At 65.2% G+C, this 15,106-nt stretch carries 18 protein-coding genes; 11 read left to right on the forward strand and 7 right to left on the reverse strand.

Annotation, left to right across the window (positions count from 1 at the left end; genetic code table 11):
- Nucleotides 1-172: 172 nt before the first annotated feature.
- Together BMW89_RS37825 and BMW89_RS37830 are read right to left on the reverse strand one after the other, a co-directional pair.
- A complete protein-coding gene (locus BMW89_RS37825; protein WP_177195963.1) occupies nucleotides 173-331 on the reverse strand; it encodes a hypothetical protein in 159 nt (52 codons plus the stop codon).
- A gap of 6 nt (nucleotides 332-337) precedes the next feature.
- Nucleotides 338-625 carry a hypothetical protein gene (locus BMW89_RS37830; RefSeq protein ID WP_177195964.1) on the reverse strand — a complete coding sequence of 96 codons (288 nt, stop codon included), beginning with the start codon at nucleotides 623-625 and terminating at the stop codon, nucleotides 338-340.
- Between the two features lie 82 nt (nucleotides 626-707).
- Between BMW89_RS37830 and BMW89_RS11050 the strand changes: the two genes are divergently transcribed.
- The 3 genes from BMW89_RS11050 to BMW89_RS11060 all read left to right on the forward strand — a co-directional run bounded on the left by BMW89_RS11050 (nucleotide 708) and on the right by BMW89_RS11060 (nucleotide 2,860).
- Nucleotides 708-1,676, forward strand: a complete 969-nt coding sequence (locus BMW89_RS11050) for a hypothetical protein (RefSeq protein WP_177195965.1) — start codon at nucleotides 708-710, stop codon at nucleotides 1,674-1,676.
- Between the two features lie 108 nt (nucleotides 1,677-1,784).
- On the forward strand, nucleotides 1,785-2,381 hold the full coding sequence (locus tag BMW89_RS11055) for a TetR/AcrR family transcriptional regulator (RefSeq protein WP_092025743.1): 597 nt from the start codon (nucleotides 1,785-1,787) through the stop codon (nucleotides 2,379-2,381).
- Between the two features lie 11 nt (nucleotides 2,382-2,392).
- Complete coding sequence (locus BMW89_RS11060; RefSeq protein ID WP_092025746.1) at nucleotides 2,393-2,860, forward strand: PaaI family thioesterase; 468 nt, start codon at nucleotides 2,393-2,395, stop codon at nucleotides 2,858-2,860.
- A gap of 36 nt (nucleotides 2,861-2,896) precedes the next feature.
- Here BMW89_RS11060 and rplI read toward each other — a convergent pair whose 3' ends face one another.
- The 4 genes from rplI to rpsF form a co-directional block, all read right to left on the reverse strand.
- Complete coding sequence (gene rplI / locus BMW89_RS11065) at nucleotides 2,897-3,502, reverse strand: 50S ribosomal protein L9 (RefSeq protein WP_092025749.1); 606 nt, start codon at nucleotides 3,500-3,502, stop codon at nucleotides 2,897-2,899.
- 50 nt (nucleotides 3,503-3,552) lie between these two features.
- The gene (locus BMW89_RS11070; protein ID WP_092025752.1) at nucleotides 3,553-4,530 is read right to left on the reverse strand and encodes a YybS family protein; all 978 of its coding nucleotides are present in this window, start codon (nucleotides 4,528-4,530) and stop codon (nucleotides 3,553-3,555) included.
- A gap of 128 nt (nucleotides 4,531-4,658) precedes the next feature.
- A complete protein-coding gene (gene rpsR / locus BMW89_RS11075) occupies nucleotides 4,659-4,898 on the reverse strand; it encodes a 30S ribosomal protein S18 (RefSeq protein ID WP_007592020.1) in 240 nt (79 codons plus the stop codon).
- Between the two features lie 5 nt (nucleotides 4,899-4,903).
- The gene (gene rpsF, locus BMW89_RS11080) at nucleotides 4,904-5,416 is read right to left on the reverse strand and encodes a 30S ribosomal protein S6 (RefSeq protein ID WP_092025755.1); all 513 of its coding nucleotides are present in this window, start codon (nucleotides 5,414-5,416) and stop codon (nucleotides 4,904-4,906) included.
- A 346-nt stretch (nucleotides 5,417-5,762) separates the two neighbouring features.
- Here rpsF and BMW89_RS11085 point away from each other — a divergent pair, with 346 nt between their 5' ends.
- Both BMW89_RS11085 and BMW89_RS11090 read left to right on the forward strand, forming a co-directional pair.
- Nucleotides 5,763-6,467 carry a TetR/AcrR family transcriptional regulator C-terminal domain-containing protein gene (locus BMW89_RS11085; RefSeq protein ID WP_092025758.1) on the forward strand — a complete coding sequence of 235 codons (705 nt, stop codon included), beginning with the start codon at nucleotides 5,763-5,765 and terminating at the stop codon, nucleotides 6,465-6,467.
- Nucleotides 6,468-6,470: 3 nt separating this feature from the next.
- Nucleotides 6,471-7,496, forward strand: a complete 1,026-nt coding sequence (locus BMW89_RS11090) for a fatty acid desaturase family protein (RefSeq protein WP_092025761.1) — start codon at nucleotides 6,471-6,473, stop codon at nucleotides 7,494-7,496.
- On the opposite strand, the gene BMW89_RS11095 is transcribed toward BMW89_RS11090, so the two are convergent.
- The gene (locus tag BMW89_RS11095) at nucleotides 7,493-8,530 is read right to left on the reverse strand and encodes a GGDEF domain-containing protein (protein WP_177195966.1); all 1,038 of its coding nucleotides are present in this window, start codon (nucleotides 8,528-8,530) and stop codon (nucleotides 7,493-7,495) included. The genes BMW89_RS11090 and BMW89_RS11095 overlap by 4 nt on opposite strands.
- 535 nt (nucleotides 8,531-9,065) lie before the next feature.
- Between BMW89_RS11095 and fabD the strand changes: the two genes are divergently transcribed.
- The 6 genes from fabD (at nucleotide 9,066) to BMW89_RS11125 (ending at nucleotide 15,103) form a co-directional block, all read left to right on the forward strand.
- A complete protein-coding gene (gene fabD, locus BMW89_RS11100; RefSeq protein ID WP_092025768.1) occupies nucleotides 9,066-10,025 on the forward strand; it encodes an ACP S-malonyltransferase in 960 nt (319 codons plus the stop codon).
- Nucleotides 10,026-10,036: 11 nt separating this feature from the next.
- Entirely contained in the window at nucleotides 10,037-10,774 is a 738-nt protein-coding gene (gene fabG / locus BMW89_RS11105; RefSeq protein WP_092025771.1) for a 3-oxoacyl-[acyl-carrier-protein] reductase, read from the forward strand.
- 315 nt (nucleotides 10,775-11,089) lie between these two features.
- On the forward strand, nucleotides 11,090-11,329 hold the full coding sequence (locus BMW89_RS11110) for an acyl carrier protein (RefSeq protein ID WP_006020277.1): 240 nt from the start codon (nucleotides 11,090-11,092) through the stop codon (nucleotides 11,327-11,329).
- Nucleotides 11,330-11,437: 108 nt separating this feature from the next.
- Nucleotides 11,438-12,703 (forward strand): beta-ketoacyl-ACP synthase II, encoded by a 1,266-nt coding sequence (fabF, locus tag BMW89_RS11115; RefSeq protein WP_092025773.1) that lies wholly within the window; start codon nucleotides 11,438-11,440, stop codon nucleotides 12,701-12,703.
- A gap of 125 nt (nucleotides 12,704-12,828) precedes the next feature.
- Nucleotides 12,829-14,100, forward strand: a complete 1,272-nt coding sequence (gene mltG / locus BMW89_RS11120; protein WP_092025776.1) for an endolytic transglycosylase MltG — start codon at nucleotides 12,829-12,831, stop codon at nucleotides 14,098-14,100.
- A gap of 115 nt (nucleotides 14,101-14,215) precedes the next feature.
- Nucleotides 14,216-15,103 carry a YicC/YloC family endoribonuclease gene (locus tag BMW89_RS11125; protein ID WP_092025778.1) on the forward strand — a complete coding sequence of 296 codons (888 nt, stop codon included), beginning with the start codon at nucleotides 14,216-14,218 and terminating at the stop codon, nucleotides 15,101-15,103.
- Nucleotides 15,104-15,106: the final 3 nt, after the last annotated feature.

Raw genomic sequence — 15,106 nt, forward strand, 5'->3', positions numbered from 1 at the left:
TCCTGCACGTCGAATGAGGTTTGGGTCTCTTTGCTCATGGCGACGGTCTAAGCCAGACCCGACGAGACTTGTGTGAAGCAGATCACATCTCCCCGGATTCTTTCGGGGTTAGAGCCGGAACAGGCAGGCGGGCAGAGGATTGTCCCCGATGACCCGCCAACAGGGAACGAGGCTAGCGATGCGGCCCGAACGGCAGCAGCAGAATTGGCGAAGCGAGGCAGGCAGCCGGCTTTGGTTGTCCGGGCTGATCGCGGCCATGCAGCATGCCGAGCAGCCGGAAGTCCGCCGCCAGCCGGTCGCACCCGAGATCCTGGACGAACTGCGGGCGCAACTGTCGTTAACGGCTTCCTTCCGATCTTGCCCGATTTCGACCCTGCGTCACTAGGGTCTGTTCACCAGTCAGTTTCAGGCTTGGCACGTTCAGGTTTGGCACGGCACAGCCCTTATGGGCCGGAGCCGCGCTCATGCGACGTTGTGACTTTGCGACCATCTGCCACTTTCCGACAAGTTGGGCATCATCGCGCAGCTCCAGCGTTCGAATGAGGTGCAGTGCTATTGCGTTGTGTTCAAAGCCGATATTCCAAAAGCGCTTAATCACATCCTTGCGCTTGGAGCCTGCTTCCATTCGCGGCTCAATCGGCTAAAAGGTGACCGCCGCCGCGCCTTATGCCGGCTGTACCTCTCGGAATTCAATGGAGATGATGGGAATGTCGAGCCGAGCGCTCAGCCTCGCGACGGTATTGGTTCTGATCGGCTTCGGCGCGACCGATACCGTTCTTGCGCAGGCGACGAACCTCGAGGCCGGCAAAAGCCCGTCCCAGATTTTCGCGCAGACCTGCAATGCGTGCCACAAGAGCCCGCGCGGTCTGTTGAAGACCGTGCCGCCGGGCTCGCTGCCGGGCTTCCTGCGTCAGCATTACACGACCAGCTCGGACATGGCGGGCATCCTTGCCTCCTACCTCGTCTCCAATGGTGCCACCGACACCCGCTACCAGGCCAAAGACGGTAAGGACGGCAAGGACAAGAAGGACGGCGCCAAGGAGAAAGAAGCGAACACAGCGCCTGGCCAGCCGCCCGAGCATCAGGGTCGCCGCCAGCGTTCGCCGGAAACCGCCAAGCCGGAAGCTGAGGGTGCAGCACCGCCTGCCGAAGGCCGCCAGAAGCGCGCGGCGCGGCCGAGCGAGGAGGGCGCCAAGCCAGAGGGTCAGGCTGCGCCTGAGGGACGCAAGGGCAAGCGTCGCGGCAAGCCCGGGACCGAGGAAGCGCCGAAGGTCGACGCCGCCGCACCGGCAACTGAAGAGAAGAAGAGCGAGCCGAAGGCCGAGTCCAAGCCCGAGATCGCCAAGCCCGAGACCGCCAAGGTCGAGCCCGAGGCCAAGCCTGACAGCGGCAAGCCGTCCGAGAAGCCTGCTGAAGCCAAGCCTGAGAGCGCCAAGGTCGAGCCGCGCGGGAGCGAGGCTCCGACATTGCGGTCCGATCCGGTGCCGCAGGTGACGCCGGCTCCGCCGGCTGCCGCCGCGCCCAAGCCGGTGGAAGAAGCGGCTCCCAAGCCGGCTGCGCCCGCCGCGAGCTCCGAACCGGCGGCCAAGCCGCAGGAGCCGACCCGGCCCGCGACCGCCGCGGCTCCGCCTCCGGCAGAGTCCTCCGGACCGCCCGCACCGCCGATCTCGCGCTAACACCCCACAATTTCCGATCGCCTTGCGGAGGCCGCGTTCATCGCGGCCTCCGCATTGTCTTGACCGTGACTAGAGCAATACTCTAGAGTGAAACTCTAGGAGACGCCCATGACGGCGAGCGTGCGTGACGATTTGCTGGCGGCGGGACTTGCCGTGTTCGACCGTGTCGGCTTCGAGGCCGCGACGGTGGCGGCGATCCGCACCCGGGCGCGCGCCTCCAATGGCAGCTTCTTTCATGTGTTCGGATCGAAGAAGGAGCTTGCGGGGGCGCTGTTCCTGGAGGTGCTCCGGCACTATCACGCCGCAGTGCTGGCCGCGCTCGATCCTGTCCCCGATGCCGGGCAGGGCATCGATCGCCTGATCCGGGCGCATCTCGACTGGGTGGTCACCAGCCGCCGTGAGGCGCGCTATCTGTTCGAGATCTCGCGCAGCGAATGGGGCGAGGACGTCCGCGACGCCCAGCGCGCACAGAATGCACGCCTTGCCGAAGGCATCGAGCGCTGGCGCGCGCCGCTGGTCGCACACGGCGAATTGCTGCCGATGACACCGGTGATGTTCGTCAGCCAGCTGATCGGCTCGGCCCAGATTTTTTGCCGCGCCTTCCTGTCGGGACGCGATCGCACCGATCCGCGCGGCGAGGCCGATACGCTGATTGCCTGCGCCATTCGCGCGCTGGTGCCGCCCGATCGCATCAGGAAACAATAAGGAGAGGCCGCATGCGTAACGAAGCAGATCCCGAATTCGCAGCCGTCGCCGAACGCATCCACGCCAATGTCGGCCGGCAGGGTTTTATGAATCTGGTCGGTGCCGAGCTGTCCGAATTGTCGCGCGGCACCTGCACGATTGCAGTCGAGCGCCGGCCGGAGCTCTTGCAGCAGCACGGCTTCTTCCACGGCGGCGTCACCGCCTTCCTGGTCGACAACGCCACGACGATCGCGGCCGCCACCTCGCGCGGCCAGGCGGCGCTGACGGCGGAATACAAGCTCAATCTGCTCTCGCCTGCGGTCGGCGAGAAGCTGATCTGCCGGGCCAGGGTGATCAAGCCGGGCCGTCAGGTCTCGGTGGTTGCGGCCGACGTGTTCTGTGTCAGTGACGGTGTCGAGAAGCACACGGCAACCGCGCTCGCCTCGATCGCGATGCTGAGCGAGGACGTCGCCGCCAAAACGAAAAGCCCGGCCGCCTGAGGCGACCGGGCTTCGCAGCCTGCGTGAATGCGCGGCTTACTTTTCGGTCTCTTCCGCAGCCGGCGCCGGCTCTTCGTCGTCCTGCTGAGCTTCCGGATCGAAGAACTCGCCGGCGGCGGCGATCGCCTCGGCGGCGGCATCGCGGTCCTCGTTGCGGGTCGAGATGTTCTCGCCGCGGTTGATGCGCTCGGCCTCGTCCTGGCTGCGTGCAACCGTGACGGAAACCTCGACCTCGACCTCGGGGTGGATGGCGACGGTGATGGAGTGCTTGCCGATGGTCTTGATCGGCGCGTCAAGCTGCACCTGCGCGCGATCAAGCGTAACGCTGTCGGCCTCGAAGGCGGTCACCACGTCGCGAACCGTGACCGAGCCGAACAGCTGGCCGGCTTCCGACGCCTGACGGATCACGATGATGTTCTTGCCCTGGACCTTCTCGGCGATCTTGGAGGCCTCGCCCTTGCTCTGGAGGTTGCGAGCCTCGAGGTCGGCCTTCATGCCGTCGTACTTGGAGCGGTTGTCGGCGGTGGCGCGCAGCGCCTTGCCGCGCTTGAGCAGGAAATTACGGGCATAGCCGTCGCGAACCTTCACGACTTCGCCCATCTGGCCGAGCTTGGCGACGCGTTCCAGCAAAATGACTTCCATATTCGTTCTCCTTTTGAAGTGTTGAGTGAGTTGGATTTTCAGACTTGAACTTAAACGGTTGGCAGCGGTGGTGGCTGTCGCGTGCGCAGGAAGCGCTCGCGGAAACCGAACACGGCGTCCGCAAGGCCGAGGATCACCATCGCGATGACGGGCCATCCGAACACGACGACGACGGCGTAGGTCGAGCCGAGCCAGAAGGTGCGGCTCTTCAGTGCCAGCGTCAGCGTATGCAGCACGGCAAAGCCGGCGAGCGCGTAGCCCATCATCAGCGCCGCCGTGGCGATCTGTGCGACGATCGCGAGCAGCCCGCCGGTGAAGCAGAAGGCAAGGGCGATGCAGAGCGCCACCAGCGTCATCGGCGGCAGCTCCGCCGTCATCATATCGGGCCAGGGACGGCGCAGCCGGCCCGACGTCGCCGTCACCTTGGCGCTGAGCCAGAGATTGAGCGTCAGCGTCATCATCGCCACGATGGTCGCGGCGGCGGGTGCGACGTGCACCAGCGCGTCGACGAACCGGTCGGCTTCGCCTGCGGCTTGCGGATCCGTGGTGCGGAGGAGGCGCATCAAGCCGCGCCGCAGCGTGCCGATGATGGTCTCGGCGTCGGTGCCGAGCGTCAACAGGGCGGCGATCGTGGTCAGCGCAGCAAAGCCCGCGATCCACAGCAGGATGCGTCCGACCGGATACCATTCGAGCTCAGGCTCCGCCGCCGGCTCGGTGGCGCCGTCAGGCGCAGCAGGCTCGATGCGTCGGCTGAGCAGGACGAGATGGCCGAGCCACCAGGCCGGCAGCGCGACGGTGACGGCAAAGGCGATGCAGTAGGGCAGGCCGAACAGTGCGCCGAGGCCGATCGCGGCGGCGATGCCTCCGAGGCTCGCGCAAAGCGGTCCCCAGCCGATTGCGGCGACCATCAGCGGCAGCGGTGCGAGATAGAACAGGACGAGCGAGATCAGCGCGCCCGATGCGATCGAGGCGAACATCAGGGCCGACGCAGCGCCGGCGATCAGGGCTATCAGTCCAAAGACCATCATCAGCTGTCCCGCTCCTTTCGAGCGGTTAGAGGCATTTCGCCCCAACCATCGGCGACCGGACGACCCGGAAGCCTTATGAGTTCAGAAAATCACGACCGGCGGCGTGATCGCCGCCGGTCGAATTCGTCTTAGCGAATGACGTAGGGCAGGAGGCCCAGGAACCGCGCGCGCTTGATGGCGCGGGCGAGTTCACGCTGCTTCTTCGCGGACACTGCGGTGATGCGGCTCGGCACGATCTTGCCGCGCTCGGAGACGTAACGCATCAGCAGCTTGGAGTCCTTGTAGTCGATCTTCGGAGCATTCGCGCCCGTGAACGGGCAGCTCTTGCGGCGACGGAAAAACGGACGGCGTGCACCAGCTTCAGCCATTGTTCTTACTCCGCATCCGTCGTGGTGGTCGGGGTTTCAGCATCCTCGCGCGGACGGCGCGGGCCGCGATCGCCGCGGAAGCCACCACCGTCACGATCGCCGCCACGGAAACCGCCTTCACGGTCGCCACGGAAGCCACCGCCTTCGCGGTCGCCACGGAAGCCGCCGCCACGGTCGTCACGCTCGCGGTCACGGTCGGCCTTGCGCATCATCGCGGACGGGCCTTCCTCGAGCTCCTCGACGCGGACGCTGATATAGCGGATCACGTCTTCGCTGATGCGCTCCTGGCGCTCGATCTCGGCGATCGCCGCGGACGGCGCGTCGATGTTGAGCAGCACGAAGTGCGCCTTGCGATTCTTGTTCATGCGGTAGGTGAGGGAGCGAACGCCCCAATTCTCGGTCTTGGTGACCTTGCCGCCGAGACCCTCGACGATGCCGGTCATCTGCGCAGTCAGCTCTTCGACCTGCTGAGTGCTCGCGTCCTGACGCGCAAGAAAAACATGCTCATAGAGAGCCATGGTGGTCCTTTCCTCGTGTTGGCGCATCGCCCGGCGTCAAGCCCTTAAGAGGCCTTGGGAAAGGACTCTGGGATTAAGCTCAGAAGGCGGAAGCACGGGACGACGGGCCGACTGGCCCTGCCACACCAAAATCACGAATGATTTGTTGAGACCGTCCGTTCAGCTCCCGGCCGGGGTCTGCGGATGGCGCGCTTATACGGATTTTGGCCGGCTTTGCAAGGTTGGAGGCCGCATTTTCGGCCCGGAGGGTTCCGGTTCGGGCGGCCGGGATCGGTCCTCCCATACCACATCCTGCTTGATCTCATTGTTTGTATGTCATACAAACAAATCGAATGAGAGGCCCTCCATGGCGGAAAAGTCGGCCCATGAGCCGTTAGAGGTGGCAGGCGACCCCAAGCACGCGGCGCGCGCCACGCGCTCGGCCGGGCGCAAAATGCGCTCGCTGCTGCTGGACGCGGCGAGCCCGCTGTTCCGGGAGCGGGGGCTGTCGGGCACGGCCATCACCGACATCGCGGCCGCCGTGGACGCATTCCCGAGCCAGATCACCTATTATTTCCGCACCAAGGAGTCGCTGTTCGTCGAATGCGCCTGCCGCGACCTCCTGTATCTGGCGCGCGCGACCGAGCAGGCGGCGCTGAAGGCGCGTACGCTTGGGGATTACACCCACGCGCTGGCCGAGACGGTGACGGCGAGCGATTCGGTCGCTTTCTTCGCCGAGGCGTTGACGCTGACGCGGCGTCGGCAGGATCTCGCGCCGCTGGTCGAACGCACCATCGAGCGCCTGCACAGCGAGGGCGCGCGGGCCTATGCGAGCCAGGTCGCACGGCATGGCTGGCGCTCATTGCGCGCACCCGACGAAAGCTCGCGGCGGTTCTGGGCCGTCGCCATCGGAATCATCCTCGAAGGCTACGCCATGGGCCGTTCGCCCGACGCATTGTGCGCCGAGATGCTGCGCGTGCTTGGCGAGCAGGCGAAATCCACCGGCGAGGCCGCGCGCCTGCGTCTCGTCGACGAGCGCGACGCATCAAGCAATTCGAACGAGGAGGGCTAGGCCATGACCGCGCTTCGCATGCGTGCCCGCGATTTCCTGACCGACGATCAATTGGCCGACATACGCCAGCGCGTGACGTGGAAAGGCGTTGCGCTGATCGCGCACGCCTGGGCCCTCATGATCGGTGCGATCGCGTTGGTCGCGTGGTGGCCCAATCCGGTCACCTACGTTCTGGCGGTCGCCATCATCGGCTCGCGCCAGCTGGGCTTGGCGATCCTGATGCATGACGGCGCCCATGGCTGCCTGTCCGCCGACGAAAAAACCAATCTGACGCTGAGCCAGTGGTTCTGTGCCTATCCGCTCTTTGCGGAGACGCGCAGCTATCGGCGTTACCACCTCCAGCACCATGCGCGCACTCAGCAGGAAGACGACCCCGATCTCGTGCTGTCGGCGCCATTTCCGATCACCAAGCTGAGCTATCGCCGCAAGTTCATTCGCGACATCACCGGGCAGACCGGCTATCAGCAACGCAAGGCGCAACTGCTCAACGCGTTCGGGCCGAAGGACTGGCCGTGGCGCCAGCGTGCCGCGCATTTCCGGGAGAAGCTCGGCCCGCAATGCCTCGTCAATGCCGCGATGTTTGCTGGCCTCGCGGCGGCCGGCGTGTGGTGGGCCTATCCGCTGCTATGGCTGGTGCCGCTGCTCACCTGGATGATGGTGATCACCCGCATCCGCAACATCGCTGAGCACGCCGTCGTGCCCGATAGCAGCGATCCCCTGCGCAACACCCGCACCACGCATGCCAATTTTCTCGAGCGTCTGTTCATCGCGCCGTACTACGTGAACTATCACCTTGAGCATCATCTGCTGTTCTACGTGCCCTGCTACAATCTGCCGAAGGTGCATCGCCTGCTTAGCGAGAGCCGGCATGCCGGTCGCATGGAAGTGCAGCCGAACTACGCCGCTGTGCTGAGGCTCGCCACCGCCAGGCCGAACCGCGACGACCGGCCGGGCCAGCTGGCCAGCAGCGCGCGCCGCGCGCAGGCCGGCGCAGAGGTCGGTGCGGATCAGAAGGCAGGCGGATTCTAGCCGACCAGCGCCGGGGCTTGTGCCGCAGGGACGAGCGGCACGATCTCGGTGAGCAGATCGACGCCGGAGGCGTGGATCACGAAGCCGCCCTTGCCGCGGCGCTTGGCCTCGTACATTGCGCGGTCGGCCGCGCTCAGCAATTCGTCGGCGGTCATCCCGTCCTGTGGCGCAGATGCGAGGCCGATGCTGGCGCCGACACGCGCGGCGGGCGCAAACTCGAACGGCTCCGAGATCCGCGTGATGATCCGACGCGCAATGTCGGTGGCCTCGCCATTCGTGATGTCGGGCAACAGGACGACGAATTCGTCGCCGCCAACACGGCATACGACGTCGGCCTCGCGCACGCTGGCGCGCAGGCGACCTGCGACCGCGATCAGGACGGCATCGCCGGCTGCATGTCCGAGCCGGTCATTGACACTCTTGAAGTTGTCGAGATCCACACAGAATACGGTGAGCTTTGCGGCCGATGGCGTTGCCACCGGCCATGGACCGTCGAGCAGCTCGGAAAACAGCTTCCGGTTCAGGGCGCGATTGGGCAGGCCGGTGAGCAGATCGTGATGCGCCATCAGGCGATTGTTGCGCTCGGAGCGATGCAGGTTGAGCAGGATCTTGTGATTCTCGAGCAGCAGGAAAATCATCCCGGCGGTGTAGACCGGCGTTTGCAGGCCGATGACGAACAGGAAGGAGATCGGCGACAGCATCGTGGCGACCGCAAAGGGTAGCGTCAGGATGCAGATCATGAGGATGCCATAGCGCGGGGTGGCGGCGCTGCGCGAGGCGATGCCGCCGATCAGATTGGCAAGGCTGATGCCGGCTGTCAGCACCAGCAGCAAGTGCCCCGACGCGACGCATTGATAGCAACCGGCGGAAATCAACATCACTGAGAGCAGCCCGGCCCAGATCGGCGTGCCGCTCGCAGCCGCGGGGCCCTCGGCCTTCGCCCGCGCGGCGGCTTTCATCATCAGGTAGAGGCGGGTGCCGCCCATAACCAGCTCCGCCAGCACCCAGGCATAGGCCCAAATGGCTCCAGTCATGGCGGCGGCAATGCACGCGATCAGCAAGGATGCGAGAACCGCCACCACGAGCGTCCTCGTTTTGGTCGACCTCTGCTGAAGAAACTCGCTCTGGATATCGTCGGACTGCGGGCCCGGTCCGGCGAGCAACCAGTCGACGAAGCTTTGCCACAGCCGCGGTTGCGCGGCAGCGGTTGACGCTGTCGAAGTCGATGGAACTACGAATGCCATGGCGGCAGTTTTGGCACCCTGAATTTAGGGCGGCTTAAGGCGCGGCGCCGAGTTCCAGACAGCGTAAACGTTTGCCTGCGAAGTCACTGACGACTGACGGCATGGTGGCACCGCCCGTGGCGACGGGCGGGGGTCCAAACGGGGGGGGCCCGCAGGGCGTAGTCCGTCGCCGATCCCCAGCCCTGGACGTGGTCGCGGCTTGACAGTTTGGCCTCTGTCAGTGTCTACGGCCCCCTTTGGAGCATGATCGGGAACCAGGGGCGCGTCCCGGCGTAGAGAATGGCCGCCCGGTCTGACCGATGTTCGAACGATCCAGGGAGCGCCGATGACGGCAGCATTCACATTTCCGGGGCAGGGGTCCCAGGCGGTCGGCATGGGCAAGGCCCTGGCCGATGCCTTCCCGGTGGCGCGCGCCGTGTTCGACGAGGTCGATGCCGCGCTTGGGGAGAAGCTGACGTCGACCATCTGGGATGGCCCGGCCGAAACCCTCCAGCTCACCGAGAACGCGCAGCCGGCCCTCATGGCTGTGTCCGTTGCGACCCTGCGCGTGCTGGAGGCTGAAGCCGGTTTTTCCGTGGGGCGGGATGCGGCTTTCGTCGCCGGCCACTCGCTCGGTGAATATTCAGCGCTGGCTGCTGCCGGCAGCCTGACGGTGTCCGACACCGCGCGGTTGCTTCGCATCCGCGGTCTCGCCATGCAAAAGGCCGTCCCGGTTGGGGTCGGCGCGATGGCCGCGCTGCTCGGCCTCGATTATGAGGCCGCCATGGCGGTCGCCCATGAGGCGGCGCAGGGCCAGGTCTGCCAGGCTGCCAACGACAATGGCGGCGGCCAGGTGGTGGTCTCCGGCGACAAGGCTGCGGTCGATCGCGCCGTCGAGATCGCCAAGACCAAGGGCGCCAAGCGTGCAATGCTGCTGCCGGTGTCCGCGCCGTTCCATTGCAGGCTGATGCAGCCCGCGGCCGATGCCATGGCCGAGGCGCTCGCGAAGGTCACGATCAAGGCGCCGGCGGCGCCCCTGGTATCGAACGTGCTGGCGAGCGCCATCACCGATCCCGACGAGATCCGCCGTCGCCTGGTCGAGCAGGTCACCGGCACCGTGCGCTGGCGCGAGTCGGTTACCTATATGGCAGGGCAGGGCGTCACCCGTTTCTTCGAGATCGGCGCGGGCAAGGTGCTGACCGGTCTCGTCAAGCGTATTGCGGAAGGCGCTGTCGGCGTTGCGGTTGGCGGTCCCAACGACATTGCCGCCGCTAGGGATGCATTGGCCGCTGCGACGCAGGCCTAGAGGAGTTTTCAATGTTCGATCTGACTGGCAAAAAGGCGCTCGTCACCGGTGCGACCGGCGGCATCGGCGGCGCCATCGCGCAGGCGCTGCATGCGCAGGGCGCCACCGTTTCGATCTCGGGAACGCGCAAGGAAGTGCTGGATGAGCTAGCCGGCAAGCTCGGCGAGCGCACTCACGTGTTGCCCTGCAATCTCTCCAAGGCCGACGAGGTCGAGGCACTGGTGCCTGCCGCGGAAGCGGCGATGGGCCAGGTCGACATCCTCGTCGCCAATGCCGGCATCACGCGCGACAATCTCTTCGTGCAGCTCCGCGACGAGGATTGGGAGGAGGTCATCAACATCAATCTGACCTCGACCTTCCGCCTGGCGCGCGCCGCGACCAAATTGATGATGCGCAAGCGCTTCGGCCGCATCATCGCCATTACCTCGGTGGTGGGTGTCACCGGCAATCCCGGGCAGGGCAATTACACGGCGTCAAAGGCGGGCCTGATCGGCATGATCAAGACGCTGGGTGCCGAATACGCCAAGCGTGGCGTGACCGCGAACTGCATCGCGCCCGGCTTCATCAAGACGCCGATGACGGACGCGCTCAACGACAAGCAGCGCGAGACGATTCTGACCAAGGTTCCGGCCAACCGCCTGGGGACGCCAGAGGACATTGCGGCCGCCGCCGTCTACCTGAGTTCGAACGAAGCAGCCTACGTCACGGGGCAAACCATCCATGTCAATGGCGGCATGGCCATGATCTGAAGCCCTCGTTCCGCACTGCCCACAGGGGCGGTGCGGGATGCGGCAAACGGCCGTTTCCGGAGCGAAATGAGGCTTGTAGTCAAGGCAGTTGAAGTATGATAACCGGACCTTCAACGGATGGGCAAAGAACGCCATTGCAGGTTTTTGAAACCCTGTATATTGGCGATGCGGTGCCTTGGCCGTCGTTCGCCGGGGCCCTGCATCGGTTTGGATGGGGCCAAATCTAAAGTTCGTAAGCGAAGGCAGTAACACGACCACGACGGCTCGTATCGTCCCGGGGGGTCGGGTCTACAGGGAACAACACGAGGTTATGCAATGAGTGAGATTGGCGAGCGGGTTAAGAAGATCGTGGTCGAACACCTTGGTGTTGAACCCGAGAAGGTTGTCGACGCGGCGAGCTTCATCGACGACCTCGGCGCCGACAGTCTGGACACCGTCGAGCTGGTGATGGCGTTCGAAGAAGAATTCGGTTGCGAGATTCCGGACGACGCGGCGGAGACGATTCTCACCGTCGGCGACGCCACGAAGTTTCTCGAGAAGAACGCGAAGAGCTAAGGCTCTTCATTTTCGCGGGGACAACATTGAAACCGGACGGGCCGCTTCCCAGCGGTCAGCCGGTTTCTTGTTATTTGCCGTGAATCTTTCGATGCGGAGTTTTCGGATATGAGGCGGGTTGTCGTCACGGGTCTCGGCATGGTGTCGCCGCTCGGCTGTGGCGTCGAGCCGACGTGGAAACGTATCCTCAACGGCGAAAGCGGTGCGCGCAGGATCGAGAGCTTCGATGTCTCCGATCTTCAGACCAGATACGCCTGCACGGTCGTGCGCGGCGACGGCAGCAACGACAGCTTCAATCCCGATATCTGGATGGAGCCGAAGGACCAGCGCAAGGTCGACGACTTCATCATCTTCGGCATGGCCGCAGCCGGCCAGGCGCTCGACGATGCCAACTGGCATCCCGAGACCGAGGAGGACAAATGCGCGACCGGCACCATGATCGGTTCCGGCATCGGCGGCCTCAACGGCATCGCTGACACCGCGATTCTGTTGAAGGAACGCGGACCGCGCCGGGTGTCGCCGTTCTTCATCCCGGGACGCCTGATCAATCTCGCCTCCGGCTATGTCTCGATCAAGCACGGGCTGAAGGGACCGAACCATTCGGTGGTCACGGCCTGCTCGACCGGTGCGCATGCGGTCGGTGATGCCGCCCGCCTGATCGCGCTCGGCGATGCCGACGTCATGGTGGCCGGCGGCGCCGAATCGCCGATCGGCCGTATCGGCATTGCCGGCTTCAACGCCGCGCGCGCGCTCTCGACCGGCTTCAACGAGACGCCCGAGAAGGCATCGCGTCCCTACGACAAGGATCGCGACGGCTTCGTGATGGGCGAGGGCGCCGGCGTCCTGGTTCTTGAAGAGCTCGAGCACGCCCAGCGCCGCGGCGCCAGGATCTACGCCGAGGTGATCGGCTACGGCCTCTCGGGCGATGCCTATCACATCACGTCGCCGGCGCCCGACGGCGACGGCGCGTTCCGCAGCATGGCGGCGGCGCTCAAGCGCGCCGGCCTCACGGCATCCGATCTCGACTACATCAACGCGCACGGCACCTCGACACCACTGGGTGACGAGATCGAGCTCGGTGCGGTGGAGCGCCTGCTCGGCAACGCCGCCTCAAAGGTCGCGATGTCCTCGACCAAATCGTCGACCGGCCATCTCCTGGGCGCGGCCGGTGCGCTCGAGGCGATCTTCGCCATTCTCGCGATTCGCGATAATGTCGTGCCGCCGACCATCAACCTGGACAATCCGTCGGTCGAGACTGCGATCGATCTCGTGCCGCATATTGCGAAGAAGCGTGAGGTCAACGTCGCGTTGTCGAATTCTTTCGGTTTTGGCGGTACCAACGCGTCGGTGATCTTCCGGCGCTTGGTCCATTAGTTTGTGGTTGAGACGAATCCACCGTTTTGCCGTATTCGGCGATAGTCATGGGTGTGGGCGCGTGCATTTGGCCGGACAAGCGATTGTCGGGCCGCGATTGAACCGGCAGGATTCAGGTTGTTTCGATGAGTGAAAGGCCGCCCATTTCGCCCCGGAGTCCGCGGGCAGCGCTCGAGCCCGAGCAGGTCCCGCCGCCGCCGAAGCGATCGGACCGTGCGCGCAATCCGTTCGTGATCGTCGGCAACGCCATCATCACCTTGCTGCTGATCTCCATGATCGGCGCCGGCGGCGTCTACTATTACGGCCGGCAGGTGCTCGAGGCCCCGGGTCCGCTCAAGGACGACAAGATCGTCAACATCCCGCAGCGTGCGGGCAAGCGCGACATCGCCGAGACGCTGAACCGGGAAGGCGTGACCGACGTCAATCCGTGGATTTTCATCGCCAGCGTCGCCGCGCTGAAGGCGAGCTCGGACCTCAAGCCCGGTGAGTATTCGTTCCAGAAGAATGCCTCGTTGCGCGACGTCATCGGCACCATCGTCGAGGGCAAGGTGGTGCAGCATTCCGTCACGATCCCGGAAGGCCTGACCTCCGAGCAGATCGTGGCTCGGCTGTCCGACAACGACATCTTCACCGGCAGCGTGCGCGAGCTGCCGCGCGAGGGTACGCTGCTGCCGGAGACCTACAAGTTCCCGCGCGGGACCCCGCGTGATCAGGTGATCCAGCGCATGCAGCAGTCGCATAAGCGCGTGCTCGCGGAGATCTGGGATCGCCGCAGCCAGGACGTTCCGGTCAAGACGCCGGAGCAATTGGTGACGCTGGCTTCCATCGTCGAGAAAGAAACCGGAAAGCCGGATGAGCGTAGCCGGGTCGCCGCCGTGTTCACCAATCGGTTGAAGCAGAAAATCAAGCTCCAGTCCGATCCCACGATCATCTACGGTCTCGTCGGCGGCAAAGGCACGCTCGGCCGCCCGATCAAGCGCAGCGAGATCACGCAGCCCTCGCCCTACAACACCTATGTGATCGAGGGCCTGCCGCCGGGCCCGATTGCCAACCCTGGCCGCGCCTCGCTCGAGGCCGCCGCCAATCCGGCCCGCACCCGCGACCTGTTCTTCGTTGCCGACGGCACCGGCGGGCATGCCTTCACCGAGACCTACGACGCGCATCAGAAGAACGTCGCCAAGCTGCGCGCGATGGAAAAGCAGATCCAGAACGACACGGTCGAGCCGGCCGAGGATGCGCCGCCGCCGGCTGCTGCGGCGCCCACAGCCGCCGACACGCCGACCGCGACGACGCCCAGGCCGAATCAGCAGAAGAAGCCGCCGGCTGCGCGCCCGGCCAATCCTGCGCCGGCCCGGCAGGGCGCGGCACAGCCGACCCCGCCGGTGATCCAGCGCTAGGCTTTCGCAGACCTGCCTACGGGACTTTGCGGATTACACTTTCCCGCAAAATAGTCTTAAGATTCGCGTGGCCTGATGGCCTCGCGAATCCTGTGTTTCCGGAGAATTTGACCTGATGGCCTTGTCGTCCATGACCGGCTTTGCCCGAAGCCACGGCGCGAGCGGGCCGTATACGTTCGAATGGGAATTGAAGTCGGTCAACGCCAAGGGCTTTGACCTCAGGGTGCGGCTGCCGCAGGGGTTCGATGAGCTCGAGGCCCACGCCAAGAAACGCGCCGGCGAGTTGCTGTCGCGCGGCACCGTCTACGCCAATCTCACCGTCAAGCGCGCCAATGCGGCGGCCTCCGTCCGCGTCAACGAGGACGTGCTCAACGCCGTCCTCAAGGCCGCCGCGGTGATCGCCGGCAAGGTCGACGCGGTCGCGCCGAGCGTCGACGGTCTTCTGGCCATCAAGGGTGTCATTGAGGTTGCCGAGCCCGAGGGCGACGAGGAGGAGGACAACGCCGCGCGTACTGCTGTGGCCGAAGCCTTCAACAAGGCGCTTGCCGAACTCGTCGAGATGCGCAAGCGCGAGGGGACGTCGCTCGGCCAGATCCTGATCCAGCGGGTGGACGAGGTCGAGCAGCTGGCGAAAAAGGCGGAAGGCTCGCCCGGCCGCAAGTCCGAGGCGATCAAGGCCAGGCTCGCCGAGCAGATCGCGACACTGCTGGACACCTCCGACCGTTTCGATTCCGACCGCCTGATGCAGGAAGCGATCCTGATCGCGACCAGGGCCGACATCCGCGAGGAGCTCGACCGCATCGCCTCGCACGTCGCGCAGGCGCGCGAGCTGATCGGCAAGGGCGGCCCGGTCGGCCGCAAGCTCGATTTCCTGGCGCAGGAGTTTCACCGCGAGGTCAACACCTGCTGCTCGAAGTCGAACGACATCGAGCTGACCAATACGGGGCTCGCCATGAAGAACGTGGTCGAGCAGTTCCGCGAGCAGGTCCAGAATCTGGAGTGATCG

This window comes from Bradyrhizobium sp. OK095, assembly GCF_900109945.1.
GTDB lineage: Bacteria > Pseudomonadota > Alphaproteobacteria > Rhizobiales > Xanthobacteraceae > Bradyrhizobium.